The following is a 22,642-nucleotide window of genomic DNA, read 5'->3' on the forward strand; positions in this document are numbered from 1 at the left end:
GTTAACGCCGCGAGAATTTCTGGTGTTTATCCAACGGCTGCGCGAGCTCGGGGGGCGTCAAGGTTTGATAGCGTTGCCAGACCTTGTGTGCGTAACGCAGACGGGCCGCCTGCCGCCCCGGAGCGTTGCCGGCGTTGTAGGCCCCCACAGCCGTCCAGTTGTAGCCATAAAGTGATACAAAACCGGCCAGCACCGACGCCCCGACTTCGACCGACAGACAAGGCTCATCCAACAGACGCTGCTCGGTAATGCCCTGTGCGCTGAGTCGGGGCAGATGACTGCTGTTGATCTGCATCAGCCCGATATCGCGGGTGCCATTCTTGTTGTAATTCATCGCGTGCGCCATCTGCCCGGACTCCACGTCGGCAATGGCCTGAAGCAGCACAGGCTCGATGGCATGTTGCTGCCCCGCCGAGACCCAACAATAGGCATGCGCCGGAACCGCCCCCAGAGACATCAGCATCAGAAGGCCGCCAGTGCCCCAGCTCATGCCAACCTCCTGCCGCTGTCAAACGACGCGGCTTGCCGGTTGCCTTGCATTGCGCGGTGCATCATCACGGCTTCCCGGGGATCACCGACAAGCGCGATACGTACCCGCAAAATCTGCGCCCGCACGCAATTCGCGTCGTGGCGCAGACACTTGTCGATGCTCTGACTCGCCAGATCATTGCGCTGCCAATACCAGTGATGCCAGGCGTGAAAATAATGAACATCCGCCTGATCGACGCTCGACAGGCAGCGCTGGAAAAGCACCTGCGCAGCCTCTTCGCAACCGCGAAGGCTGGTCAGCAGGGCGAGCCGCGCAATGGTTTGCGTACTTCCCGGGTCCAGCGGCAATGCCCTGGAAATCGCCGAATGCGCTTCATCCAGTGCATGCCCCTGCTCACACAACCCCAGCATCGCTTTTCCCAGCCAGACATCGGCCAGGCCACACCAGACAGGGGCATAACGATCATCCAGTTGCAGGCTGTATCGAAACTGCACCAGCGCATCGCGCAGGCTTTGCGGCGTGTGTCGCTCGACACAGCACAAACCGTTGAGATAGGCGACCAGGGCCGGATAGGAAGCGCAGCCCATTTCAGAAGGACGCAGTCCCGGAAGGCGCTGGGCAACAAGACAGGTCAATTCTCCGAGCGCCTCCCCCAAGCCCCCACCAGCCATGCTTTGTCCATGAAGCAGCACATGATCGCGACTACGGATCAATTCGATCGACCATTGCGACGGGTCATCCCGGAGCGTGCAACGACCACTGAGGTAAAAGTCAGGCTTCAAACGCTCGACCAAATAGCGCGTGTCGGTCAACTGACCATAAGCCGCCATCAAACCCGAGGGGACGACACTCAGCGCCTCACCGAATGCCATGGACAACTGGCGGGTCATTGCGTCCTGCAAATCCAGTGCGGCTGACTCATGCAGATTGCGAAAAGGCAAAACGGCCAGCGAGGGTGCTGCCGCCCTCGCCTGGCCCGGCGCGTCCAGCCCGACGACCGTACAGGTAAATCGATAGCCCTGACCGTACACCGTGGCAATAAAATCCTTGTTCTCCTTGAGCAGCTTGCGCAAGGCGTAAATGCAGCGAGTCAACGATTCCTCGGTGGCATCGGCATCGGGCCATACCGCGTCGAGCAAATGATCCTTGCTGATCACCGTGCCGGCCGAACCGAGCAACAGGCGCAGCACGTTCAGCTCTTTGGGGGGGACGTGAACTCCATGTCCGTCTCGCATCAGCGTTCCATCGCTTTGCAAAAGCCAACGGTCGAAAACGAACGACCGAATGGGCGGTTGATCAGTGTCACTGTCCATATTCTGAAAATTTCTCTATAGAAAGGTACTGAAGCGCGATTAAGCCTTTGGTTGAAAAAGCTCAAAGATGACAAGCAGCGGGACTATAGGAAGTTGAGCAAGGCTATTCCGTCAGAGATTTACCATAAACACCTGAAGAAATCACAACAGGAGTCGTAGGAATACTCCTCGGTTAGTATTTTTTGCAGCAGTGCTTTCTGGACATCTTGCATTTAACGATTTTAAACATATAGAAGAAAAACAAGCATCCACCCCATCAACATGTCAAGACCATGCGGCCTTGACATGCAGTTATTTCTATCTACCGACTGTATAGTTCTACATTCAATTGGACTAATGCATTGGACCCAACGCGGGTCGACTTAAGATCATCGTACGAGTCCTTACTACGATACTCCAACATCTCATCCCCGTTATATACACCTATGGAAGCAAGCATAATTTCGTGATAGGAGTGGTGATCTTTTGGCGCTATCAAGTTAGCCAGCATAACCAACCTCGCCTCTTTTAACGACGGGAGATCCCGCGCACTCGAATTAGACAATTGAAGCATCTCACTACACATTGCATAGTGATTCAGGTATCGCAAAGTATGTCCACTAGGCCCAGAAGTAACAGGTTTATTATTTACGACAGCTTCAAAAACCCACTTATTAACATTTGGGTCATTTTTATCTGAAACCCTGACAACATTTGATCTGGCACCGGTTGTGTGTTGGCGAAATTCAGAACCTAAAGGGTTGCTATCTCTGGAGTTATTTTCATCTGCGACGAATTCCGACGTACTCCAACTGATTCTCAAAGCCTCCTTCAAAAGCTTTTTTCTGTCTGATTCGCTGGCACCCTGAATAATATCCATAATCCCAACACGTAGATCGATAGGTGAAATACCTAACTCGCCATACAGATAATCTTCTAAATTGACTTCCCTCTTCAGGAGATCACTCCACCTATCTGAAATCAAATTTCGCATTTGCTCGGTAAACTGGATGGGATTTTTTACCTCAAAAATCTCCATATCGAAAGAATGATCATTCCAAGGGTATATCGGATTATCAGGAGAGCGCACATGATTAAACATACACTGCCTGCGCTCCCTATCGTTTACATTATACTCCTTACCTTCAGCCTTTATTAAAGTTGCGAGAACATGAGCATCCAAGGAGTCGACGTCATTCATCAGCTCTTTTGCACCGCCAATAAATCCACTTTCATTTTTTATTTTCTGTTGTTGCTCAGGAGAAAAATCCTTAAACAGCATTGGACTCCCGGTAACTTCCCGAATTTTTTTAGCCATGCTCACCAGTTCTTTATTGCAGCTCAAGCTTTCCCCGAGTCTCGCCTCAAATTTTTTATTTTGGCATGCCACTTCTTTGTAGGGGCTTTGATCAAACAGGTTAAGTTTTTTTTCTTGTTCCAAAACTTTGATTTCCACATGAGACCTTGTTGGCAAAATCGTGGAATTTGAACGTTCCCTTGGCACTCCAGCCTCATTGGAAATCGAGCCTTGATGACTGCTCAAAAATTGAATGATCTTTCCTGCCAATGCATGATCCGCCCCTGTTATGGCGGTGCATTTATGAAAAGGGCTCGACTCAACCCTCGAAGGTAAATCATTAAAACTGCTCACCCGAGAAATTGTAATGCTTTGAGTTTTCAACATACCCATAGATCCTTTTATTAACTACCCGACAACTCTATAAATTTGATCAATTCCTTATAGCCACTCAGCAATGCATCCACTGACTTACCCAAAAACTCATCATCAATAACATCCCTCCCTACGAAATTGAAATAAACAAGTCCAACACCTTCAAAAAACACAACACTCCCATTCAAATTTATCTCTGAGAACCCCAGCGACTCATTGATATCCAGAAGTTCATGCTCAGTTAAAGAGCAAGCCCCATCCAACAAAAAAAATAGTGTTACTTTCTGTGCACACGGCTCTAGTTTAAAGTAAAAAAGATCACCGCCGGCCAAACGAAACCCAACAACACTCAAATCCTCAAAATATCCAACCCCAACATAATAATCACTCACGAACTTGTCCAAAAATTTGCCAACCTGGAACTCTGCACCCATCTTCATAAATAATCTACCAACACGTTAGTGCACTCCCGAGCGATCAATCAAAATTCAATCCTGCTGCGCGCAATCAACAAACAAATATCCTGCACCGTCCTCCACGCCGCCACGCCTTCGCTAGGCAGTTCGATTTCATACACTTCGTTAATCAACAGGACTATCTCTATTACACTCATCGAATCAACATACAAATCCTCCACTAACCGTGAACTGATTTCGATGTCGCAGCAATCCAGCGAGAGACAGTCCGACAGTAACTTTATCACCTGATGTTCAACTTCAACACCATCAGCCTGCATACTTATCACCCCCTTCAATCCAACTCGCACTCAAACAGCCGAAACTTCGAATCAAAAGAACCAAAGTTACGACTGACTGTTACGCTAAAAAAATACTGGTTTTACACCCCCATCAAAAATTCAACATCGCTTTAAGCATGTCCGCATACTGACTAAGGTGCGCAGACAATGTCTTGTTGAAGTTGTCATGATAAGAATTGGCGTTGGAGTATTTCTGCGTGAAGGATTGCAGCATGTTTTTCATGCGTTCTTCCTGGGCATTGAAGCCGGTTTGCCAGGCCTGGAATCCGGCGGTATCCCAGGTGACCCAACCTCCGCTGGATGGCAGCCCGTCCTTCATGATTTTCAGCGGCCCAAGGTCCATGACCACGCTGTACGAACCGTCATTGTTCCTGTGGAGGCAGGAGTCCGGCAGGCCTAACGCCTTAAGCCATTTTTCTGCTTCCGCCTTTGTAGCTTTGCCCATGCCTGGGGCTGGAAACAATACTGCTGCCGCATTCGGAGGTGAGTACTTGTTGATCAGCGCTTGCAAAGCGAGCCTTATCGCGCCCGCGTTTAATTTGACTTCTTTACCTTCATTCGCGCCTTCAATCCACTCTTTCATCTTTGCGGTAATTTCTTTGTTGAAATCAGCAAAAAAGTCCGAGTAAGCCGCAATGATATGTTCATAGCCGGCCAGATAGCCGTTCTTGATCAGGTTGATCAATTCGAGCAGTTTGTCGAAGAAGTCATTCGATGATTTGACGCCGACGTCGAATTCATCAACGAAATCGGGCGGTATGTGCATCTCTTTGAGGCTGCACAACATACGGCCTTGCTCGTCATAAAGCCGCTGACGCTGTTCCATGGGCAGTGTTTCCATGGAATGAGTCATCACCGCACTGCATTGCTTGAACTTCTGAGCCCACAACTGTGAGCGGTTGCGCTTGGCTTCGAGCTGTTCGACAAACTCTGCAATCAAATTTTGCGCCGAACTATCAACGATCAAGCCTTCTGCCAGCCTGGAGGACGCGGGCTGACATTTGAGCATGAGTGCGCAGTTGCGATTCAACGCACTTATCGATCGGTCGAGCAACTGCGCCAAGGCCGATACGGCATGCACATCAAGTGGTATTTCAGCAGGCACCGATGCATCAGTGTCCACGTTAAAATCTGCCGCTGGTTTAACCATCGACGGCGACGATTGGGTAATGATCATGCTGTTCCCCTACTCAAACCATCTTGCCAATGACTTCAATCCGCGATTGAAAGACCTGCATCACGATATCCATGAGTTTTTGCAAGAGCGCCGCATCCGCCGAGTCTTTCTGCCCAATTTCATCGCTCAAGCTCTTCTGCGTATTTTGCGCACTCTGTTGCAATACCTCTTTCTCCCGCGCCGCATGCTCGGTGATGCGAACCATACTGGAGACCATCTGGCTCATGCTCACCGACATCGCGTTGAGCGCACGACCGATTTCAAGTTTTTTCTCAATGCCTTTGCTGGCCATCTGGCTGTGCCAGTCCGACATGCGGCCAACCTTTTTTGCCTTGAGAATTTCAACGTCGAACAATGCCTGCTCCTTGGCCGTCAGGGTTGAGCCCTGAGGTTTGAAATCCACTGATTTCGTCCGGCCGAAATCATCGAACACCGTTATCTTGTAGGTAGTTTCCGGGGTCCAGTCATCGCGGCTGCGATCACGTTTAAGGTCCCGTTGGATGTTGCCGGCGTCCAGAGAGTTGCGCTTGTGCACGTCGATATCTGCATGTTTGAGCCTTTGCCCTTGAAAGGTCTTGACCATGGCGAACCCGGCGATTGCGCCGGAGACCACCGCGGTCGTAATGGCGCTGTACATGGCCGCCTTGCCGGACTCCATGATGGCAGCGCCCTGGGACTTGGCGGCATCAGCAGCCATCACACTGAAATGCCCACGCAGTTGAGCATTGGCGACTCGCGCGACGTTCAACGCGATGATCGCCGCGACCAGTACGTTGGCGTGTTTTTCCCAGGCACCCGGGTCGAAGATCAGCTCTTTATGCACTTCATCGCTGACCGTCAGCGTGGCGGCCGTGAAGTCTTGCCAGTCGGCTTCGGTAGGCCGATAGGCGTTGATGGCACTGTCGAGCTCTGCTGCCGACGGGCCTGTGACAGCACTGTTTTTCAGAACCTGGTCGTTTCCGGTCGTGCCCTTGAATGCTGATTTTTCGGATGGGGCAAGCGAATGCCCGGCCGCGGCTGTCGCTTGCGTATGGATGAACGAACGGAAAGACAAAACACCGCTTGTGATCATGAGAAATCCCTTTTACGAGTGAATTCAGACGTGTCGAACCATCTGCAGGCTGACGGAATGACTGCGTTGCATATCGGTAAAAACATGTTCGATCTGCCGGGCCCGGTCTTGCATCGCCTTGCCGTAGTCTTCGACCAGTCGAGTGAGGTAGGAGGTGATTTCTTCGCTGATTGCCATGCGCACTTTCACGTCCGCCAGGTGTTCGGCCGCCTGGGCCTGATGCACGCCGCTTCGGACTCCAAGCACACCTTGCGCCGTCACACCGCCGAACTCGGCGAGGGCTTGAGCGATTTCGAGATTGGCGGTGTAACGGGCCAGGGACACGGGATCAGCGCCGTTGGTAATGAGGCTGCGCAACTGAGTCAGCATCCGGGTCAGCGTGTTGCCGACCGAGGAAGCCATCTGTTTCATGGCCTGCACCGCTGCAGGTGCAGCCTGCGACACCACGGTGGCCAGTTTCGATGCGACGGCGCCGATCATCGGCCCAATCACCTGAGCCCCGACGATGGCCGCCAATGCAATGGCCGCAATAGTGACGGCGATGCCCGCGATCATGCCGGCGATTTGCGCGATTTCCTTCGCCGTTTCGGGATCGACACCCACCGCTATCAGCACCTTGGTGTAGAGATCGGTAAAGAAACTGATGACTTCCTGCAAGACTTTCATCAGCGGTTCCATGATCTTGGCCATGAGCTTGTCGCCCGCGAACGTCAGTGCCATGCCAACTCCCCCCATCACAATCAGGAATGGATTGAGGGTAAAAATGCCAGCCAGGATGCTTCCCAAGGACAACAGGGCACCAACGATCTTGCCGATGCAGCCCATCGTCCTCTGCAACTCTTCGGCCTTGCGCACCTCTTCCAGATACTTTTCAGACTCGGCCTGCATTTTTTCCTGCAGCTTGGCCTGCAGCTCCAGAAACAGCTCCTGATTGAGCTCTTCCTTGTTCTGCGCCGCCTCGCCCAGCAACTCGATGATCTTCAAGCGGTTCAGCAGGGCCAGTGCACTGCTGCTCAGCGCTTTTTCATCCGATTGTTTAACCTGAGGTCCGCCGACACCTGCCTCGAGGACTTTTCCGGTCACGACCGCCAGGGCCTTAGCGGCAACATTGGCGACTTCGATCAGTTTCAGATGGGCATCGGTGGCTTTTTGAAAGGTCTGGGTATGGACCGCCAACTCGCCTTTAAGCTGGTCACGACGCGCCAATTCACTCGCATATTCGGGTGATTCGGGGTCCAGCTTCGCCAGACGCGCCTCGCTTTCGTCCAGCAAGCCCTGGAAATGCTGGACTCTCTCGCGCAGCTTCTCCAGATTTTGCTGGCTACCGCCAACAGCCCCCTCAGCGTCCTCCAGTGCAGCGACGGCCTCAGCGTATTCAGCCGAGAGTTTTTCATGCCCCTGCTGCTTGGCTCCGGCCATGCTTTGCAACATCGCCAAGCGGTTTTTCAACTTGTTGACATCCACCTCGCCGATCAGCTCGCTGATCATCGCCATCAACAGCGTGAACAGATCACCTTCCGGCTCCTTGCCGTTGTTGCGTGCCAGTGGCTGATGCAATTGCGGCCGTCCCGGGGTGGCCGCCGATTTACCGTGTTCAGCGCCGTAATTCACCGACATCAGACCGGCCAGCGCTTCCTGGCCAGCCTTCTGAAAATCCACCGTTCTGGCCGCTTGGCTTGCAGATTTTCCGTAGATTTCAAAGGCCTCGGAACGGCTGATCCCACCCGAACGAGTCGGGTTGAATGTACTTCTGATTTCACTCATGTTCTGTCCTCCGAACAGTCCTTTTCAATGTGTGCCAAGGTGTCGAGATACACCTGAGCCTGTGTGCGCAGTTCCTCTTCCGTGGCCTGCTCAATTACGTATTCGAAACACAATCGGGCCTTGCCGATCCTGCCCAGAGCGAGCTGGCACTGACCGCTGTAGAACATCGGTCGGTAGTCGTTCTTGCCCTGGGCGAAGGCGATGGCATACAGGTCAATCGCTTTCTGATGGTTTTGCTTGAGCTGGTGTACCGCCGCCAGTCCCATCCAGTACTGGCTGTTGTAAAAGTCGTAGATGCACAGGAAGTGGAAGAACTTCTCGGCATCGTCCAGCCGGCCTTGTTCATAAAACTGGTAAGCGAAGGCATAGAGGCCGTCCATGTGCTCGTCGCTGAGGCCCTGCACGTCCTTTAACGGCGCCCCCGCGAGCACGGCATCCACGATGTCCAGGGCGATTTGCTGGTCTTGTTGGTTGTTGCGACTCATCGGCCACACTCCTGAAAAATCGTCAGCGCCGCTGACGAATGCATTGAGCCAAAGCGCTGACAGTCACGCTGCCAAATTGCGCTCATGCCAACGACGAGATGGTTAAAAAAGGGGATCAAGCCTGAGAACTTGTAGGAGCGAGCTTGCTCGCGATGAACTTCAGGACAACGCGTGTATCCAGAGAAAACGCGTTATCGTTGGCGTCCATCGCGAGCAAGCTCGCCCCTACAAGAACGATCGGCATCAGGGATGATCAGGCCTGCTCGACCTGCTCGAGCCAGATCAAAAGACGCAGGACTTCCTCGACTTCCTGCACCTGAAGGAAGCTGTAGCGCTGATGGGTCTTGAAGATCCGCCGGGCCAGGGCGATGTCGTTGATCACGGGCACGCCGACCTCTTTGGCATACGCCCGAACGGCCAGGGCTCGCTGGTTGGTTTCCATCAACGAGATGAACGGCAGCACGGTGATTTCCGGGCGGAAATACACCCCGATGGCAATGTGGGTCGGGTTGGCGATGATCATCCGCGAGCTGCGCACGTCGGACTTGACCTGCTCCGACAGCAGCTCCCGATGCAAGTCGCGTCGGCGGCCCTTGATTTCGGGATTGCCGTCCTGCTCCTTGTGTTCACGCTTGACCGAGTCCTTGTCCATCATCTGGTCTTTCATGAACAGCCAGTATTCGCTGAGCGCATCGAGCACCACGATCAGCAGCACGCAGCCTAGAAACGCCAACACCAGCACCAGCAGCAAGTGCCCCCAGATCGCGAACAGATCCGGTGCCTGGGCAAACAATTGAGCAAACAGCAGTTGCCGCTGCGTGATCCAGACAATCCACAGCGCCATGGCAAAACTGCCCAGGTACAACAGCGCTTTGACCGTGTCCTTGACCGTGCGCAGGCTGAACAGTTTTTTGAAGCCATTGATCGGGTTCAACGCCCCGAGGTTCAGCTTCAGGGCTTCGCTGGCCAGGGCAAAACCGCTTTGCAGCAACGCCGGCAATGCACTGGTCAAGACGCACACCAATAGCAACGGCAACAACGCCTTGAGCCCGACGACCACCAGAATCGCCGAGTACTTTTGCAGGTCGGCGTCAAAATCGCTGGCGATGATGCGCCGGTAGACCTCCATGACCTCCAGCAGCGAACTGTTGAACACCATGTAGGTGATACCGCACAGGGTCAGGCAGGTGACCACCAGATCCTTGGCCTTGAATGTCTGCCCTTTGCGTGACGCATCCCGCAGTTTCTTTGGGGTGGGCTTCTCAGTCTTCGACGCGCTGGACGACATCGCCACCCTCCCCGTCGCTCACCAGATAGTGCTCCAGTGCTTCGGATTTGCTGCCCATGCGCAGGACTTCATCGGGCAGGTGCACGCCGAAATACAACATCAGCACCACCAATGCCACCAGGCTCTTGACCGTCAGCGACACCGAGAACGCGTTCATTTGCGGTGCGTACCGCGAGAGCAGGCCCAGCAGTGCTTCGCTGACTAACAGCGTCGCCACCACCGGTGCGCTGATCACCAGGGTTTTACTGACCAGTGCATCCAGCAAGCTGAACACCGCTTGCAGGTGTATCTCGCAACCCGTGACCGGTGCGCAAATGCGGTAACTGTGGCCAACGGTTTCGAGCATCAGCAGCATGCCGCCGCCTTCGAGATAAACCGCAGCGGCGAACAATTGGAGGAAATTCGCCAGCTCCGATGTATCGACGCCGTTGGCCGGGTCCACCGTACTGCTGAGCATCGCGCCGCGCTGGTTGTCGATCAGGTTGCCCATGGCGTGCAACACCCAGAACGGCCAACACAGCAGGCAGCCCAGCAGGACGCCAATGCCGGCCTCTCGCAGCAACAAGCCAAAGAATGCCAAGCCGTCGAGGCGCGGCAGCGGCTCGCCGACATAGCTCCAGAACCCCAACGCCACCAGCACGATGACGGCCTGACGCGCAGGCCCGGTCAGCACGCCGCTGTTGAGAAACGGCAACATGAAAAAAATCGGTGCCAGCCGTGCAAACCCAAGGATCGCGGCAGCGAACAGCGCGTACAGATCGAAAAACAGCGTCACCGACATCGGTCTAGCCCAATGCCAGACGGATGACTTCACGACTGAAATCGAGCAGGGTTTCGCCGTACCAACCCGAAAGTAGAAACAGGCACGCCGCCACCGACAGCAACTTGAATCCGAATGGCAGTGTCTGCTCCTGCAACTGGGTCACCGTCTGAATCAACCCGACCACCAGGCCCACCACCGTGGCAACAATGATCGGCCAAGCGACCATCAACAGAATCAGGTACAGGGTTTTATTGCCGGCGTAGACCAGATCGTTCATGTCGACGCCCCTATGCCAGCAAAGTCAGGTACTGCTTGACCAGACCGGTCGACAGCAGCGCCCAGCCATCCAGCGCGACAAACAACACCAGTTTGATCGGCACCGAAATGATCACCGGGCTCATCATCATCATGCCCAGCGCCAGCAGGATGCTGGAGATCACCAGATCGACGATCACGAACGGCAAGTACAGATAAAAGCCGATCTTGAACGCGCTTTTGATTTCACTCAGCGCATAGGCCGGCAACAGCGAAAACAAGGAGGGCGTGAGTTGTTCATCGGCCGGCAGGCTTTCCTCGGAATCACTCTGAACCGCTTGCGCACGCTCGAAGAACAGGGCCAGTTCGGGGTCGGTGTACTTGCGCAGGTAATCCTTGTACCCACCCAGGCCGTTCTCGGCAAAGTTCACCACCGACTCGATATCGGTGAAGGCCACCGCTTCTTCCTTGTAGTAGCCGTAACCCTGCTTCATGACCGGCGTCATCACGAAAATCGCCAGCATCAAAGCGATCGCGTTAAGCGTCATGTTCGACGGCACCTGCTGCAATCCCAGCGCGTTGCGCACGATGACAAACACGATGGAAAACTTGATGTAACAGGTTCCGGCGGCCACCAGGAAAGGCAGGAGTGACGCGAACGCCAGCAGCGCAATCAGCGAGACGTCATTCATCGCAGCTGTTCCGATAAGGGGTTGCGATAGACCTCGAGCAATTCCACCCCCAACTGATCGTCCAACTGCACCAGTTCCCCGCGGGCCACGCGCTTGCCATTCGCGCGAACCTCGATGTGCCGGGCGGCATCGGTCGCCAGCGGAATGAGTTGACCATCGATGATCTGTGACAGCGTGCCCAGGTCGATCTCATGAGTGGCGAGCAAAAACTCCAGGCGCAAGGGCAAAGCACCGAGTTCGACGTCCGAGTCGGCCTGCTCACCAGCCTGTTGATTTGAATCGGCAACCGTCGATTGCATGTGTAACCCCTCTTCAGTGAACGTGAATACGCCGATGCATTGATCGGCCAACAGACACCGGTCTGTCCGGTGGGTGATGCGCAGGACGTCGCCCTGCCCCAGCTGCACTTGATGCAGATGGCTGAAGCCCAGCATCAGCTCCAGGCACAGCGGTAAATCGCTCAGCCAGGATCCGGGTTGCAAGGGGCTCTTTGCGGGGCGTGGCGGTGGCAACTGCGTCAACCACACTCGCCCGTGAGCCGTGTCGAGCCAGGGCAAATCGTGCGTCGGCAGTTCGGTCGGCTCGATCAATTCGATGTCGGCCAACGATTGATAAGGCAGCTCGTCAATCAGCGGAAAAGGTCGCGCAACTGCCCGGAACAATTCGACGATGCTCGTCAACGGGCACTCGACGATCAGCAACGAGCGCAACTGCGGTAACGCGTGTTCCAGCCAGTCGCGAGCCAGGATCAGCCCCCGCCACTCTCCTTCATCGCTACGCGCGCAAAACCGCAAGTAGCCGGACCGCCGGTCCGGCCTGCCCACGCCTGCACCCTCACCGGCGCGGCGCCAGCGTTGAACCGCTTGCGTGCGGGCGTGCGCCGAAGCGTCGACGCGGCGCAACGTCAGCGCTCTCATGCTGGTAGTTCCTGCTGTTCGGTCTGCTCTTCATCCGGCTGCTGCTGCGAACCCTGATGTTGCTGCTCGCCCCCCGTATCGGTCAGCCGCCAACCGGGATCCCGGGCCAGTTCAAAAGGTGCCTTGAGTTGTTCGAAGACCAAGCTGTTGCTCGGGCTGAGTTGCAGGTTTTGAACGGGTTCGTCGGGCCCTCGGGTGATTGTCACTTGCCCGCTGGCGGTGCCTTTGTTGAAGGGAACCTGCAGCAGGCCGCGGCTTGAGCCGGGCAGCGTTTCGATCATCACGTCGAGAGCTGGCTTGGGTATTGGCATCGGGGGCAAGGGGATGGAAACCGGTGCCGCCGCAGGTGCATGGCGCACGGTATGAAGGTTCATCAACGCTTCGGGCAATGGTGTCTCGGCGGCGAAGGTTATCGGAGGGCTGACGTTGGCTGCGCGCTCGACGGGCAGCGGTTCAGGCGTGGTTGAAGGCGCTTCGGTGGGGCCTCGCGGTGAAGCCTGGGGATTGATCGGTGCCTGTGCGGCCACTTTCGCGAGCAACTCCGCTCCCACATTGGAATGCGTTTCTCTGCGGGAGCGCGCCTGTGCTTCCAAATTGGAATGCGTTTCCCTGTGAGATGGACGGTGCGACGATTCGACCTGCTCGCGATGGCGTTCGACCAGACCGCAACGACCTGAAACTTGAACGCCCACAGGGACCAACGCCTCGAATCGCTGACGCACAATCAACGTCGCTAGCAAATCCAGCACACCTTGCGGCAGTTCATCTTCTTGTGCCGGTACAAGTGCATCGCGCAGTTCATCCGCAGAATCCTCGGTAGCAGGTTCCAGCGTTAGAGCCGGTCCCGGTGAAATCGTAGAAACCCCCTTCATCGCCGTACTCCAGTCATCTCTTCTATCTCCCTTTCTTCCCGGCGCACTTGCTCAAGTCGTTGCGCGCGCAACAGGTGCTGCACCGACCGTTGGTATTTGTCGTGTTTGCGCTGCAGACAACGCAGTTGCTCGCGTTGTGCTTGCAACGAGTGCTCAAGCTGCCTGCACTGCTCCTCTACGCGGTCGCGCTCAAGGCGCACCAGATCAATCTGCCGCCGGATGACCGCCTGGGTTCGCAGCAGCGCCAACAACTGCCCGTGATCCAGAACGAAATCGATGGCGCGATGGCTGGCCAGCAGGCTCTGCAGCGATGCCTCTTGCCCCTCGAAACCGGCGAGTTCCCCCCGCAGCGGCTGCAACTGTTGTTGTGCGCGCAGAACAGCCTGCTCACCGCGTTGCTGACGGAACTGGCTGAACGCCAACAGGCGTAGCCGGTCAGGCAATGAGTTCATTCAGGCTCCGCAGCGTTTCGTCAGGTTCGCTGCATTCGTCCGTCGGCTGACGCAGCCAGTGGTTCAAGGCTTCGCGGCGCTGCAGGGCCTGGTCGTTGGCGGCATCGGCGCCCTGGGTGTATTCGCCCATGTCGAGAAAAATCTGCAACTGCTCCAGCCGTGTCAGCGTTTCCCGGGTCGACGCGGCCAGTTGCTGCACCTGCGCGCTGGTGACTTGCGTCGCCACGCGACTGATGCTGCGCAAGACATCGATCGCCGGGTAATGACCTTTGGCCGCCAGGGCCCGACTGAGGTAAACATGGCCGTCGAGAATGGAGCGAATCTCCTCGGCGATCGGGTCCGGCTCGTCGTCACTCTCCAGCAGGACCGTGTACCAGGCCGTAATGCTCCCGGAAGCCGTCACACCAGGTCGCTCCAGCAAACGCGGCAAAGCATCGAACACCGACGCCGGATAGCCGCGCCGCGCCGGCGCTTCACCCGCGGCCAGGGCCAGGTCGCGACGAGCGCGGGCGTAACGGGTCAACGAGTCCAGCAACAGCACGACACGCTGGCCCTGGTCGCGAAAATACTCGGCGATGGCTGTCGCCTGCAGGGCCGAATTGCAGCGATCCACGGAGGAAAAATCCGACGTGGCAAACACCACCACGCAACGTGATCGCTTTGTTGAGTGGCGCAGATGTTCAATGAACTCCGTTACTTCACGCCCGCGCTCGCCGATCAGGCCAATGACGAATACGTCCGCATCGGTGTGGCTGATCAGCATATTGATCAACGTTGTCTTGCCGGACCCGGCCGCGGCGAAAATGCCGATGCGCTGACCGACACCGCAGGTCAACAAGCCATCGATAACGCGAATGCCGGTGCTCAGCGGCTCTGCGACCGGGCGACGCTGGTGGTACGACGGCGGGGCGGCATCCACCGGATAATCCTGTTGCTCAACGGCTGTCGACGGTGCCAGTCGCTCAACGATATTGCCCTGGGGATCGACCACGCTGCCCAGCAGCGCATCGCTGCAGCGCAGGCGCAATGTCGAACCCGTCGGGACAATCATCGACTCCCTGGACAATCCTTTGGCGTCGCCGAGCAAACTGAGCAGGACGGCGCCGGGTTTGAAGCCGATGACTTGCGCCCTGGCCGCCACGTGCGGCGAACGCCAATGGCGACGCACTTCGCAGACTTCACCGACCACCACATTGTCCAGCGCCGCTTCGATCAAAGGACCGCTCAAGCGCAAGGGATGGGCAGCATGCCGTTCCAACCGGGCGCTCATCGGCGCAGCAGTTCGCACAGCGTTTCAATCGACTGCACAAAAGCATCCAGGGCTTGGGCGAAATGCTCGGCGTCACCCAGGGCGTGGTCGTTGGCCATCAAGCGCAGTTCGAGCTGCCCCTGGACTTCGCACAGGTGCAGTTGGCCAGTGCGAGAAAAAGCATTGCCCTCCAGCAAGAACTGCATCAATTCGAAGGCGCAATGGTTCATGACGCTTGAGGTCGCCTGTGCGACTGCGGCCCAGATCCACACATCGCCCGCTACCACGGCCACGTTGACACTGGGCAGGTTTTTCATCTGCATTTCAATGGTGCTGTGGCTGTCGAAATGCCCTATCTGGCTGTCCACGCAGCCACTGTGTCGCAGGGCTTCACGCAGCAGGTCGGCAATATCGGGCTGTCTCATTTACAGGTTTCCTCAGAGGGTCTTGATGACATTGACCGAGATGGTCTCGGAGATTTCGCCGAACGACATCACGTCCAGCTCCCGGAATCGCCCCTCGATCAGTTTCTTGATGTAGCGCCGCACATCGACCGAACACAGCAACACCATGTCTTTGTGCGCAATGTGCAGGCTGTCCAGGCCGACACTCAGGCGGTCCATCAGCTCTTCCGACTCTGCCGGCTCCAGGTTGATGAAACTGCCGCCCGAGGTTTGCCGGATGCCCCGGCGTACCACCTCTTCGAATTCCGGCGACAACAGCAGGACGCGCAAGTCATTGCCGTGGGCGAATTTGTTGCTGATGTAGCGCGCCATTGCTCCGCGAACGTGCTCGACCAGCGCCAGCACGTCCTTTTCCCGCGACGCCCAATGGGCCAGCGACTCCAGGATCAGCTTCATGTTGCGCACGGAAATGCGTTCGCCGATCAGGCGCTGCAACACCTCGGCGATCTTCTGCACCGTGACGTGGCGATACACTTCCTTGAGCAGATCGGGGTATTTCGCTTCCATTTCGTCGAGCAGTTGCTTGGTCTCCTGCACACCGAAAAACTCCTGGATATTGCGCGCCAGCAACGTGACCAGGCAGCGGTAGCACTCCTCGTCCGCGGGGCGCAGTTGATAGCCCAACTGTTGCACTCGCTCCTTGTCTACGGCGTTGACCCAGACGCCGCCCAGGCGATTGCTGTCGTTGCCGCGCACCAGGGCAAAACCCAAAGGTTCAAGGTCTGGCGAATAGTCGAGCAGGCGCCAGTGATCGAAATGGATATCGAACTGCTCGGCACGCACTTCATTGATCAGCACCGCCACTTGATGAGCCGGCAACGCCTCGCTGGCGCGTACCTGCGGTTCGGGTATCCGCAAGCCGTAGTCGACGAAAAACTGGCTGCGAAAGCGCGCCGCCCAACGGGCTTTGCTCAGCGCACCCAGTTGCGACGTGGGCACCAGCAGCATCAGGGCGATGGTTTCGGTGGCGATGTTATCGACGTCATCGAGCAATCCCGCCCCGGTTTGCAGCGCGTCTTGCTCCGTGGCGGCAGCACGGTTTTCACCGTCGCCGGTTAACCTGGAGGCCTTTCGATGCCGGGTAAACACCACCAGCGCCAGCATCGCGGCGATGGGCAGAAACGTCATCAACGGGAAACCGGGGAGCAGACCGACCCCCACCGCCAGCAGCGCAGTGACCCCCATCACGAATGGATTGCCGAGCATCTGGGCCAGCATGTTGCGCCCCAGGTTGCTGTCGTCGCCGTTGACCCGGGTCACGATGAAGCCGGCGCCGATGGCGATCAGCAGCGCTGGAATCTGTGCGACCAGGCCATCGCCGATGGTCAGCAATGTGTAGGTCGACAAGGCTGTGGACATGTCCATGCCCATTTGCCCGACACCGATGGCCATGCCGCCGATGAAGTTGACGAAAATAATGATGATGCCGGCGATCGCATCGCCCTTGATGAACTTCATCGCGCCGTCGAAGGAGCCATACAACTGGCTTTCACGCTCCAGCACGCTGCGTTTTTCCTTGGCTTCTTCGGCCGTGATGGCGCCTGCCTTGAGGTCGCCGTCGATGCTCATCTGCTTGCCGGGCATGCCGTCCAGCGAGAAGCGCGCCGCGACTTCGGCGACCCGCTCCGAGCCTTTGGTGATCACGATGAACTGAACAATGGTGACAATCGAAAAGATCACGAAACCCACCACCAGGCTTTCGCCGATCACGAACTCACCGAAGGACGCGATGATCTCACCCGCATCGGCCTGGCTCAGGATCAAGCGGCTGGTACTGATCGACAGCGCCAGGCGAAACAGCGTGGTCAGCAGCAGCAACGCCGGAAACGTCGAGAAGCTGAGGATGCGTTCGATGTAGAACGACCCCATGAACACCAACAGCGAAATGACAATGTTCAGGCCGATGAGAAAATCCACCAGCACCGTCGGCAGCGGAATGATCAGCATGGCGATGATCATCACCATGAGGGTCAGGATCAGCAGCTCCGGGCGAGCGCCGACGTTGCGCAAAAACACATTGAGCATGGCAGTCAGCTCCGGGGAAAAGTCATGAGCAACCGCCGGGACGACGCTGTTCGATACATTCGTGGGCGTAGGCAACGTCGGCCAGCAGCGAAAACTGTTGCGCCAGGCGCAGCGGCGCCTCTTCGTCGGCAAACAGTTGCAACGGCAGTTGCAGGCTGAACCGGCGCACCGTCTGCAGCAGCGTCGAGCGCTCACGGTGCAGGCTCAACAGCACGCGCTCACCGAGCACGCCGAGCAACAACTGGTCGAGCTCATCGGGCCAGGTCAACAGGCCGAACAGGAACAACAGCCAGTCGGATTCATCGGGGTTGTGCTGACGGATCAGTTCATCGCGCAGCAGGCCGCCGATGAACAGGCCGTCGGCTGAACGCAGGCGCTTGAGGTCATTCAGCCGGACCAGCAGTTGGCCAAACTCTGTGCGCGAGCAACTTGGATCCTGGGCGCTGATATCGGTGAGCAGCGCCGCTTCGATGAAGGCCAGCACATTCGTGCGTTGCGGTGGGCCGTACAGGGCAATCCAGTCCTGATAACAGCTGACCGGCCCTTCATCGGACTCGAGAAAATCCCGGTACGTTTCGCGCAACAGCGCGGCGCGCACGGCCATGCTCTTACCGAACATTCTGGCCTTGAGCGCGGCATTGATGCCGGCGTTCATGCGTTTGGGGGACGCTTGGGCGACCACCGTCTGCAACAGCGTTTCGAGCCGCTGACGGGTGCTTTTCTCGAGCTTTTTACGGCGCAACAGTTCTCGCAGCACCAACGCCAGGTCGCTGTCATCGGCAAACAGCTTGCGCGCCATTTGCAGCAACCAGCTGACGGGTTTGTCGGCGAGCCGCGCCAGGCTGAGGATCTGCCGCACCTTGGGCACGGTGTCGTCGTCCAGCACCCTTTCGAAGTTGTCGGTCAAGGTGTCGGACTTCAGTTCGAAATGCCGCCGGCCACGAAACTGCGCCAATGCCGCCGACATTTCATCGCTGATCTGCACGAAACGCTGCATAACGGCAGCCGTGCCGCTTTCGTCGAGATCAGTGTCCACCGTTGCCTGTGACTGCGGATGCTCTGCGGCCTTCTCGGCATTCAGCCGCGCCTGGGCCGCTCGCCCGCCGGTGGAAATCGCCGGCAGGATCATTTTATGGCCGCCCGAAAATAGGAACGGCGCAACCGTTCGTGCTGTTCCGGGGTCAGCAACTGTGGAGCCGGTTCAACGGCGTTCGGCTCGAGCGTGTCGCGAATTTCCTTGGGTTGAATCAGGAACACCCGCACGGTATTGGCCGAGCGGTTCTGTCGATAACTGAACAGCCGACCGACCCAAGGAATCGACCCCAGCACCGGAATCCGGCCGATCTGTTCGCTGTGGTCATCGCGGGTAAAACCGCCCACCAACAGGCTCTTGCCCGGCGGCACTCGCGCTACGGTGCTGATCCGGGTGCGGCCGACCGTCGGCAGAGCGCTCGGTCGCTCGCCCTGGCCCGGGTTCTCGATTTCGTTGCCGTCTTCGATATTGAGCGACATTTCAATCTCGTCCGCCTGGGCGAAACGCGGCAATACGCTCACCAGCGTGCCGTAGGTCACATGCTGCAAATCAACACTGCGCTCGCCCACCAGCGGCGCATAAAAGGTGCGGTTATTGTCGAAAATAGCCGGCACATTTTCCTGGGTCAGGATCACCGGTCGCGACACCACATTCGCCCGACTCGTGCGCTCCAGCGCCATGACCTGGGTGACGAACGACGCACCGTCAAGCGTGGTCGCGGAGCCAGCGTTGAGCGAGGCGCTGAATTTTCCGCCCGAATTTACGACGCCTTGCCAATTGACGCCCAACTGATTGAGTTCATCCTTGTGCAGATCAATGATCCACAACGACAACTCCACGTGACGTTTGGGCGTGTCCAGCGCGCTGACCAGGTTCTCGATAAAGCGCACCTGCTCGGGCAACCCCTTGACCAGCAGGCTGTTGGTGTCGGGATAGGCCACGACCCGAATGTTCCCGGCGGCCGTGTCGCGGGCAATAATTCGCGGCGCGGAGGGGTCCTGACCCGAAGGCCCGGTCGCCAGGCCTTCCAGTGGAAACGCCGGCATCAAGCCTGGCGGTCGTTGTGCCGGGACTTGCGCCACCGCAGACTCGACGCCATTTTTTTCGCCACGCAGCAAGGCCTCAATCACGGTGGCCAGCCCGGGAATCGTCACCTTGTCATCACGCAACTCGTATTTACGGTCGCTCACAAAGGTGTTTCGCACCTGGATAACGCCGATCTGCTGCTTGCCCAGCAACAGTTCCGAGCGCTGGTTATCCATCAACCCGGCCGCTTGCGTGACCAGATCGACATACATCGGCGGGCCGGACACATGGAACGTACGCAAACCATCGTGACGCAACGGATAACGCCGATCGTGCAACCCGGAACGTTCCAGGAATGCCTGAAGCTTCGCCACGGTCAGGGTCTGCAGCGATACCATCGAGCTTTTGAGTTCCGGGGCGTCATACAGATAAATCGCCTGACCATCGCTGTACCAGATAAGCCCCATTTGCGCGCTGACTCGCTCAAAGGTGCGTTGCGGCGCGAGCAGGTCGAACGTACCGGAAATCCGCTTGGCCGCAGCGGCCTTGCTGACGATGACCGGCTTGCCCAACGATCCGGACAGCTCACTGAAAAAAGTGCGCGCGCTTTGTTCACGGGCCTCGAAATCATAGGTAGCGGCCGGTGCGGCAAAGGGTGCGAGCAGCAACACCGTAGTCAGGCAGACGGGCAAAAGGGATAAGGGCAACGATCGGCGTTTCATCGGTTCACTTGCCTGGAAGGTAGGTAATGTCGGCGAGGCTGCTGGGCGTGAACCCCACCAGTTCGCGGATCTCCTTGGAGAAATGCGAAGAAGAGGCAAAACCGAATTCCAGCGCGACCTCTGTCAGCGAGCAGTCCCGCAGACTCATGTTCAACAGCGCCTGAGCCGTGCGCCAGCCGCGCAACGCAGGCTTGGCGGCACTGCCCAGCGCCTGTCGGCACAATCGACGAAAGTGCGACACGGAAACACCATAGCGTTGCGCCAGGTCACTCAGTTTTTCACTGCGGGTGCCCTGCTCCAGCAGGAATCGCACAAGCCCGTAGCTCTCGGTATGACGCAGCACGCCGGCGAAAGCCTGAAAAGCCGAACCGCCACCCATGGCCTGCGCGATGTACCAGCGTTCCAGTGCGCCCTCCGACCGAACGGTCTCGTACGTCACCGGCAACATCGCCCACGGAGCATGGCGTGGTCGCTGGCCCGTCAACGCATCACTCAAGTCGATAAAGACCTGCAATTTCACCAGCAGGGTTTCGGACAGCGGCAGCACTTGCACACAGCCGCCGCGCATTTGCAGAGTCTCGCTGACCGCGACCAGCCCTTCCCAGCCGCCGGGCAACCGATGGCACTGCGTCGACCCCAGCAGGTCGGTCGATTCGCTGACACGCAGATGCAACATGCGCTCGCCGGAACGAGCATCCGGGAATGTGGTGGCACGAAGTGATTCGGTTTGCACGCCAACCTCCTTTGCAGCCTGACGATGAAGGGTCGGCAGGATGAAAGAGCGGGCGCGGGAAGTCCTGATGGAAAGCTGATGAAACCCGGGATGGCATATGCCTTGCACCCTCATTGACATCAGCACTCATTCCAACGGCGGGATGAGTCGAAAGACAAAGGCGTCGTCACCTGGCCTTGCCCTGGCAAGCAGCCAGGTACGGCGCTTTTTTTTGGAAGGTGTTTAGCCATGAATGAAACCACAGCCGGCCCATTGGCCTGGGTCAATGGCAGCGATGCCCCGGAAAAGACTGAAATCAACCTCGGTTTCATGGCCCTGAGCGACTGCGCCTCGGTGGTGGTCGCGGCCACGCAGGGTTTTGCCCAGCCTTACGGCCTGACCCTTAACCTCAAGCGCCAGTCCTCCTGGGCCAACCTGCGGGACAAACTGGTCAGCGGCGAACTCGATGCCGCCCACAGCCTTTACGGCCTGATTTACGCCGTGCACCTGGGCATCGGCGGCGTCGCGCCCACCGACATGGCGGTGCTCATGGGCCTGAACCAGAACGGCCAGAGCATCAACCTTTCCCATGGCTTGCAGGCGCTGGGCGTGACCGGTCCTGAAGCACTGGACCGCCACGTGCACCAAACTCGCCCAAAACTCACCTTTGCCCAGACATTTCCGACCGGCACCCACGCCATGTGGCTGTATTACTGGCTGGCGAGCCAGGGCATTCATCCGTTGCACGACGTCGACAGCGTGGTGGTGCCGCCACCGCAAATGATCGCGCACCTGCAAGCGGGCCGTATCGACGGGTTCTGCGTCGGTGAGCCCTGGTCCGCCAGCGCCGTGAAACAGAATCTCGGCTTCACAATGGCGACGAGCCAGACCATCTGGCCCGACCACCCGGAAAAAGTCCTCGGTTGCACCCGCGCGTTCGTCGAGCAATACCCCAACACCGCCCGGGCGCTGGTGATGGCGATTCTGGAAGCCAGCCGCTTCATCGAAGAAAGCGTCGAGAATCGCTGCAGTACCGCGCAGCTGTTAAGCGCCGCGGATTACCTCGATGCACCGCTCGATTGCATCAAGCCACGCCTGCTTGGCGAGTACGACGACGGCCTCGGCAATCGCTGGCAAGACCCGCACGCATTGCGCTTCCACGCAGGCGGCGACGTTAACCTGCCTTATCTGTCCGATGGCATGTGGTTCATGACCCAGTTCCGTCGCTGGGGCTTGTTGCGCGACGACCCGGACTACCTTGCGGTGGCTCGTCAGGTCCAGCAGCTAGACTTGTATCGAGAGGCGGCGACCGCCGTCGGTGTTGCCTCGTCGAGCCATGAAATGCGCAGCAGCCAGTTGATCGACGGCAAAATCTGGGACGGTTGCGACCCGGCCGGTTATGCCCGCAGTTTCAAGCTGCACGCCATGAGCGACAGCTCGCCCCTACTCGCCAGCCGCTGACA

General features: G+C 57.5%; 23 protein-coding genes. 1 reads left to right on the plus strand and 22 read right to left on the minus strand.

Features of this window, described 5'->3' with window-relative positions; all coding sequences use genetic code 11:
• Window position 1: 1 nt before the first annotated feature.
• The 22 genes from PMI01S_RS06925 to PMI01S_RS07030 all read right to left on the minus strand — a co-directional run bounded on the left by PMI01S_RS06925 (window position 2) and on the right by PMI01S_RS07030 (window position 21,200).
• Window positions 2-490 carry a transglycosylase SLT domain-containing protein gene (locus tag PMI01S_RS06925; RefSeq protein ID WP_084318684.1) on the minus strand — a complete coding sequence of 163 codons (489 nt, stop codon included), beginning with the start codon at window positions 488-490 and terminating at the stop codon, window positions 2-4.
• A complete protein-coding gene (locus PMI01S_RS06930) occupies window positions 487-1,725 on the minus strand; it encodes a winged helix-turn-helix domain-containing protein (protein WP_235864406.1) in 1,239 nt (412 codons plus the stop codon). The genes PMI01S_RS06925 and PMI01S_RS06930 overlap by 4 nt, the downstream gene beginning before the upstream one ends.
• Window positions 1,726-2,104: 379 nt before the next feature.
• On the minus strand, window positions 2,105-3,466 hold the full coding sequence (locus PMI01S_RS06935; RefSeq protein ID WP_235864405.1) for a hypothetical protein: 1,362 nt from the start codon (window positions 3,464-3,466) through the stop codon (window positions 2,105-2,107).
• 17 nt (window positions 3,467-3,483) lie between these two features.
• A complete protein-coding gene (locus PMI01S_RS06940) occupies window positions 3,484-3,846 on the minus strand; it encodes a hypothetical protein (protein WP_139272996.1) in 363 nt (120 codons plus the stop codon).
• Between the two features lie 89 nt (window positions 3,847-3,935).
• Window positions 3,936-4,190, minus strand: coding sequence for a phosphopantetheine-binding protein (locus PMI01S_RS06945; protein ID WP_084318690.1), 255 nt, complete (start codon window positions 4,188-4,190; stop codon window positions 3,936-3,938).
• Between the two features lie 112 nt (window positions 4,191-4,302).
• Window positions 4,303-5,388 (minus strand): IpaD/SipD/SspD family type III secretion system needle tip protein, encoded by a 1,086-nt coding sequence (locus PMI01S_RS06950; protein WP_084318692.1) that lies wholly within the window; start codon window positions 5,386-5,388, stop codon window positions 4,303-4,305.
• 13 nt (window positions 5,389-5,401) lie between these two features.
• Window positions 5,402-6,460, minus strand: a complete 1,059-nt coding sequence (locus tag PMI01S_RS06955) for an IpaC/SipC family type III secretion system effector (RefSeq protein ID WP_084318694.1) — start codon at window positions 6,458-6,460, stop codon at window positions 5,402-5,404.
• 24 nt (window positions 6,461-6,484) lie between these two features.
• Window positions 6,485-8,224: a type III secretion system translocon subunit SseC family protein gene (sctE, locus tag PMI01S_RS06960; protein ID WP_084318696.1), complete on the minus strand. Its 1,740-nt coding sequence runs from the start codon at window positions 8,222-8,224 to the stop codon at window positions 6,485-6,487.
• Entirely contained in the window at window positions 8,221-8,709 is a 489-nt protein-coding gene (gene sicA / locus PMI01S_RS06965; protein ID WP_084318698.1) for a type III secretion system translocator chaperone SicA, read from the minus strand. The genes sctE and sicA overlap by 4 nt, the downstream gene beginning before the upstream one ends.
• 253 nt (window positions 8,710-8,962) lie before the next feature.
• Complete coding sequence (locus PMI01S_RS06970) at window positions 8,963-9,997, minus strand: EscU/YscU/HrcU family type III secretion system export apparatus switch protein (protein WP_084318700.1); 1,035 nt, start codon at window positions 9,995-9,997, stop codon at window positions 8,963-8,965.
• Window positions 9,972-10,778: a type III secretion system export apparatus subunit SctT gene (gene sctT, locus PMI01S_RS06975; protein ID WP_084318701.1), complete on the minus strand. Its 807-nt coding sequence runs from the start codon at window positions 10,776-10,778 to the stop codon at window positions 9,972-9,974. Before sctT ends, PMI01S_RS06970 begins: the two co-directional genes overlap by 26 nt.
• 4 nt (window positions 10,779-10,782) lie before the next feature.
• On the minus strand, window positions 10,783-11,037 hold the full coding sequence (locus tag PMI01S_RS06980) for an EscS/YscS/HrcS family type III secretion system export apparatus protein (protein ID WP_084318703.1): 255 nt from the start codon (window positions 11,035-11,037) through the stop codon (window positions 10,783-10,785).
• Window positions 11,038-11,047: 10 nt separating this feature from the next.
• Window positions 11,048-11,707: an EscR/YscR/HrcR family type III secretion system export apparatus protein gene (locus PMI01S_RS06985; RefSeq protein WP_084318705.1), complete on the minus strand. Its 660-nt coding sequence runs from the start codon at window positions 11,705-11,707 to the stop codon at window positions 11,048-11,050.
• Window positions 11,704-12,624, minus strand: coding sequence for a FliM/FliN family flagellar motor switch protein (locus PMI01S_RS06990; RefSeq protein WP_084318707.1), 921 nt, complete (start codon window positions 12,622-12,624; stop codon window positions 11,704-11,706). Before PMI01S_RS06990 ends, PMI01S_RS06985 begins: the two co-directional genes overlap by 4 nt.
• Window positions 12,621-13,496 (minus strand): SpaN/EivJ family type III secretion system needle length determinant, encoded by an 876-nt coding sequence (locus tag PMI01S_RS06995; RefSeq protein ID WP_084318708.1) that lies wholly within the window; start codon window positions 13,494-13,496, stop codon window positions 12,621-12,623. The genes PMI01S_RS06990 and PMI01S_RS06995 overlap by 4 nt, the downstream gene beginning before the upstream one ends.
• Window positions 13,493-13,948, minus strand: a complete 456-nt coding sequence (locus PMI01S_RS07000) for a SpaM family type III secretion system protein (protein ID WP_084318710.1) — start codon at window positions 13,946-13,948, stop codon at window positions 13,493-13,495. The genes PMI01S_RS06995 and PMI01S_RS07000 overlap by 4 nt, the downstream gene beginning before the upstream one ends.
• Window positions 13,932-15,218, minus strand: coding sequence for a type III secretion system ATPase SctN (gene sctN / locus PMI01S_RS07005; RefSeq protein ID WP_084318712.1), 1,287 nt, complete (start codon window positions 15,216-15,218; stop codon window positions 13,932-13,934). Before sctN ends, PMI01S_RS07000 begins: the two co-directional genes overlap by 17 nt.
• Window positions 15,215-15,622, minus strand: coding sequence for an InvB/SpaK family type III secretion system chaperone (locus tag PMI01S_RS07010; RefSeq protein WP_084318714.1), 408 nt, complete (start codon window positions 15,620-15,622; stop codon window positions 15,215-15,217). Before PMI01S_RS07010 ends, sctN begins: the two co-directional genes overlap by 4 nt.
• A 12-nt stretch (window positions 15,623-15,634) precedes the next feature.
• Window positions 15,635-17,686 (minus strand): EscV/YscV/HrcV family type III secretion system export apparatus protein, encoded by a 2,052-nt coding sequence (locus tag PMI01S_RS07015; protein WP_084318715.1) that lies wholly within the window; start codon window positions 17,684-17,686, stop codon window positions 15,635-15,637.
• A gap of 22 nt (window positions 17,687-17,708) precedes the next feature.
• Complete coding sequence (sctW, locus tag PMI01S_RS07020; RefSeq protein ID WP_084318717.1) at window positions 17,709-18,815, minus strand: type III secretion system gatekeeper subunit SctW; 1,107 nt, start codon at window positions 18,813-18,815, stop codon at window positions 17,709-17,711.
• Window positions 18,812-20,467, minus strand: a complete 1,656-nt coding sequence (sctC, locus tag PMI01S_RS07025) for a type III secretion system outer membrane ring subunit SctC (RefSeq protein WP_084318719.1) — start codon at window positions 20,465-20,467, stop codon at window positions 18,812-18,814. The genes sctW and sctC overlap by 4 nt, the downstream gene beginning before the upstream one ends.
• Window positions 20,468-20,471: 4 nt before the next feature.
• Window positions 20,472-21,200 (minus strand): helix-turn-helix domain-containing protein, encoded by a 729-nt coding sequence (locus PMI01S_RS07030; protein WP_084318721.1) that lies wholly within the window; start codon window positions 21,198-21,200, stop codon window positions 20,472-20,474.
• Window positions 21,201-21,428: 228 nt separating this feature from the next.
• Here PMI01S_RS07030 and PMI01S_RS07035 point away from each other — a divergent pair, with 228 nt between their 5' ends.
• Window positions 21,429-22,640, plus strand: coding sequence for a CmpA/NrtA family ABC transporter substrate-binding protein (locus PMI01S_RS07035; RefSeq protein ID WP_084318723.1), 1,212 nt, complete (start codon window positions 21,429-21,431; stop codon window positions 22,638-22,640).
• The last annotated feature ends 2 nt before the right edge of the window (window positions 22,641-22,642 follow it).

This window comes from Pseudomonas migulae NBRC 103157 (assembly GCF_002091715.1).
Classification (GTDB): domain Bacteria; phylum Pseudomonadota; class Gammaproteobacteria; order Pseudomonadales; family Pseudomonadaceae; genus Aquipseudomonas; species Aquipseudomonas migulae_A.

Excerpts from the sequence above, each read along its gene's own strand:
- PMI01S_RS06970 (WP_084318700.1), bottom strand. The coding sequence starts at position 9,997 with ATGTCGTCCAGCGCGTCGAAGACTGAGAAGCCCACCCCAAAGAAACTG.
- sctE (WP_084318696.1), bottom strand. The coding sequence starts at position 8,224 with ATGAGTGAAATCAGAAGTACATTCAACCCGACTCGTTCGGGTGGGATC.
- PMI01S_RS06955 (WP_084318694.1), bottom strand. The coding sequence starts at position 6,460 with ATGATCACAAGCGGTGTTTTGTCTTTCCGTTCGTTCATCCATACGCAA.
- PMI01S_RS07010 (WP_084318714.1), bottom strand. The coding sequence starts at position 15,622 with ATGAGACAGCCCGATATTGCCGACCTGCTGCGTGAAGCCCTGCGACAC.
- PMI01S_RS06995 (WP_084318708.1), bottom strand. The coding sequence starts at position 13,496 with ATGAAGGGGGTTTCTACGATTTCACCGGGACCGGCTCTAACGCTGGAA.
- PMI01S_RS06990 (WP_084318707.1), bottom strand. The coding sequence starts at position 12,624 with ATGAGAGCGCTGACGTTGCGCCGCGTCGACGCTTCGGCGCACGCCCGC.
- PMI01S_RS06945 (WP_084318690.1), bottom strand. The coding sequence starts at position 4,190 with ATGCAGGCTGATGGTGTTGAAGTTGAACATCAGGTGATAAAGTTACTG.
- PMI01S_RS06925 (WP_084318684.1), bottom strand. The coding sequence starts at position 490 with ATGAGCTGGGGCACTGGCGGCCTTCTGATGCTGATGTCTCTGGGGGCG.
- PMI01S_RS07000 (WP_084318710.1), bottom strand. The coding sequence starts at position 13,948 with ATGAACTCATTGCCTGACCGGCTACGCCTGTTGGCGTTCAGCCAGTTC.
- PMI01S_RS06985 (WP_084318705.1), bottom strand. The coding sequence starts at position 11,707 with ATGAATGACGTCTCGCTGATTGCGCTGCTGGCGTTCGCGTCACTCCTG.
- PMI01S_RS06935 (WP_235864405.1), bottom strand. The coding sequence starts at position 3,466 with ATGTTGAAAACTCAAAGCATTACAATTTCTCGGGTGAGCAGTTTTAAT.
- PMI01S_RS06950 (WP_084318692.1), bottom strand. The coding sequence starts at position 5,388 with ATGATCATTACCCAATCGTCGCCGTCGATGGTTAAACCAGCGGCAGAT.
- sctC (WP_084318719.1), bottom strand. The coding sequence starts at position 20,467 with ATGAAACGCCGATCGTTGCCCTTATCCCTTTTGCCCGTCTGCCTGACT.
- sctN (WP_084318712.1), bottom strand. The coding sequence starts at position 15,218 with ATGAGCGCCCGGTTGGAACGGCATGCTGCCCATCCCTTGCGCTTGAGC.
- sctW (WP_084318717.1), bottom strand. The coding sequence starts at position 18,815 with ATGATCCTGCCGGCGATTTCCACCGGCGGGCGAGCGGCCCAGGCGCGG.
- PMI01S_RS06930 (WP_235864406.1), bottom strand. The coding sequence starts at position 1,725 with ATGCGAGACGGACATGGAGTTCACGTCCCCCCCAAAGAGCTGAACGTG.
- PMI01S_RS07035 (WP_084318723.1), top strand. The coding sequence starts at position 21,429 with ATGAATGAAACCACAGCCGGCCCATTGGCCTGGGTCAATGGCAGCGAT.
- PMI01S_RS06980 (WP_084318703.1), bottom strand. The coding sequence starts at position 11,037 with ATGAACGATCTGGTCTACGCCGGCAATAAAACCCTGTACCTGATTCTG.
- PMI01S_RS07015 (WP_084318715.1), bottom strand. The coding sequence starts at position 17,686 with ATGCTCAATGTGTTTTTGCGCAACGTCGGCGCTCGCCCGGAGCTGCTG.
- sicA (WP_084318698.1), bottom strand. The coding sequence starts at position 8,709 with ATGAGTCGCAACAACCAACAAGACCAGCAAATCGCCCTGGACATCGTG.
- sctT (WP_084318701.1), bottom strand. The coding sequence starts at position 10,778 with ATGTCGGTGACGCTGTTTTTCGATCTGTACGCGCTGTTCGCTGCCGCG.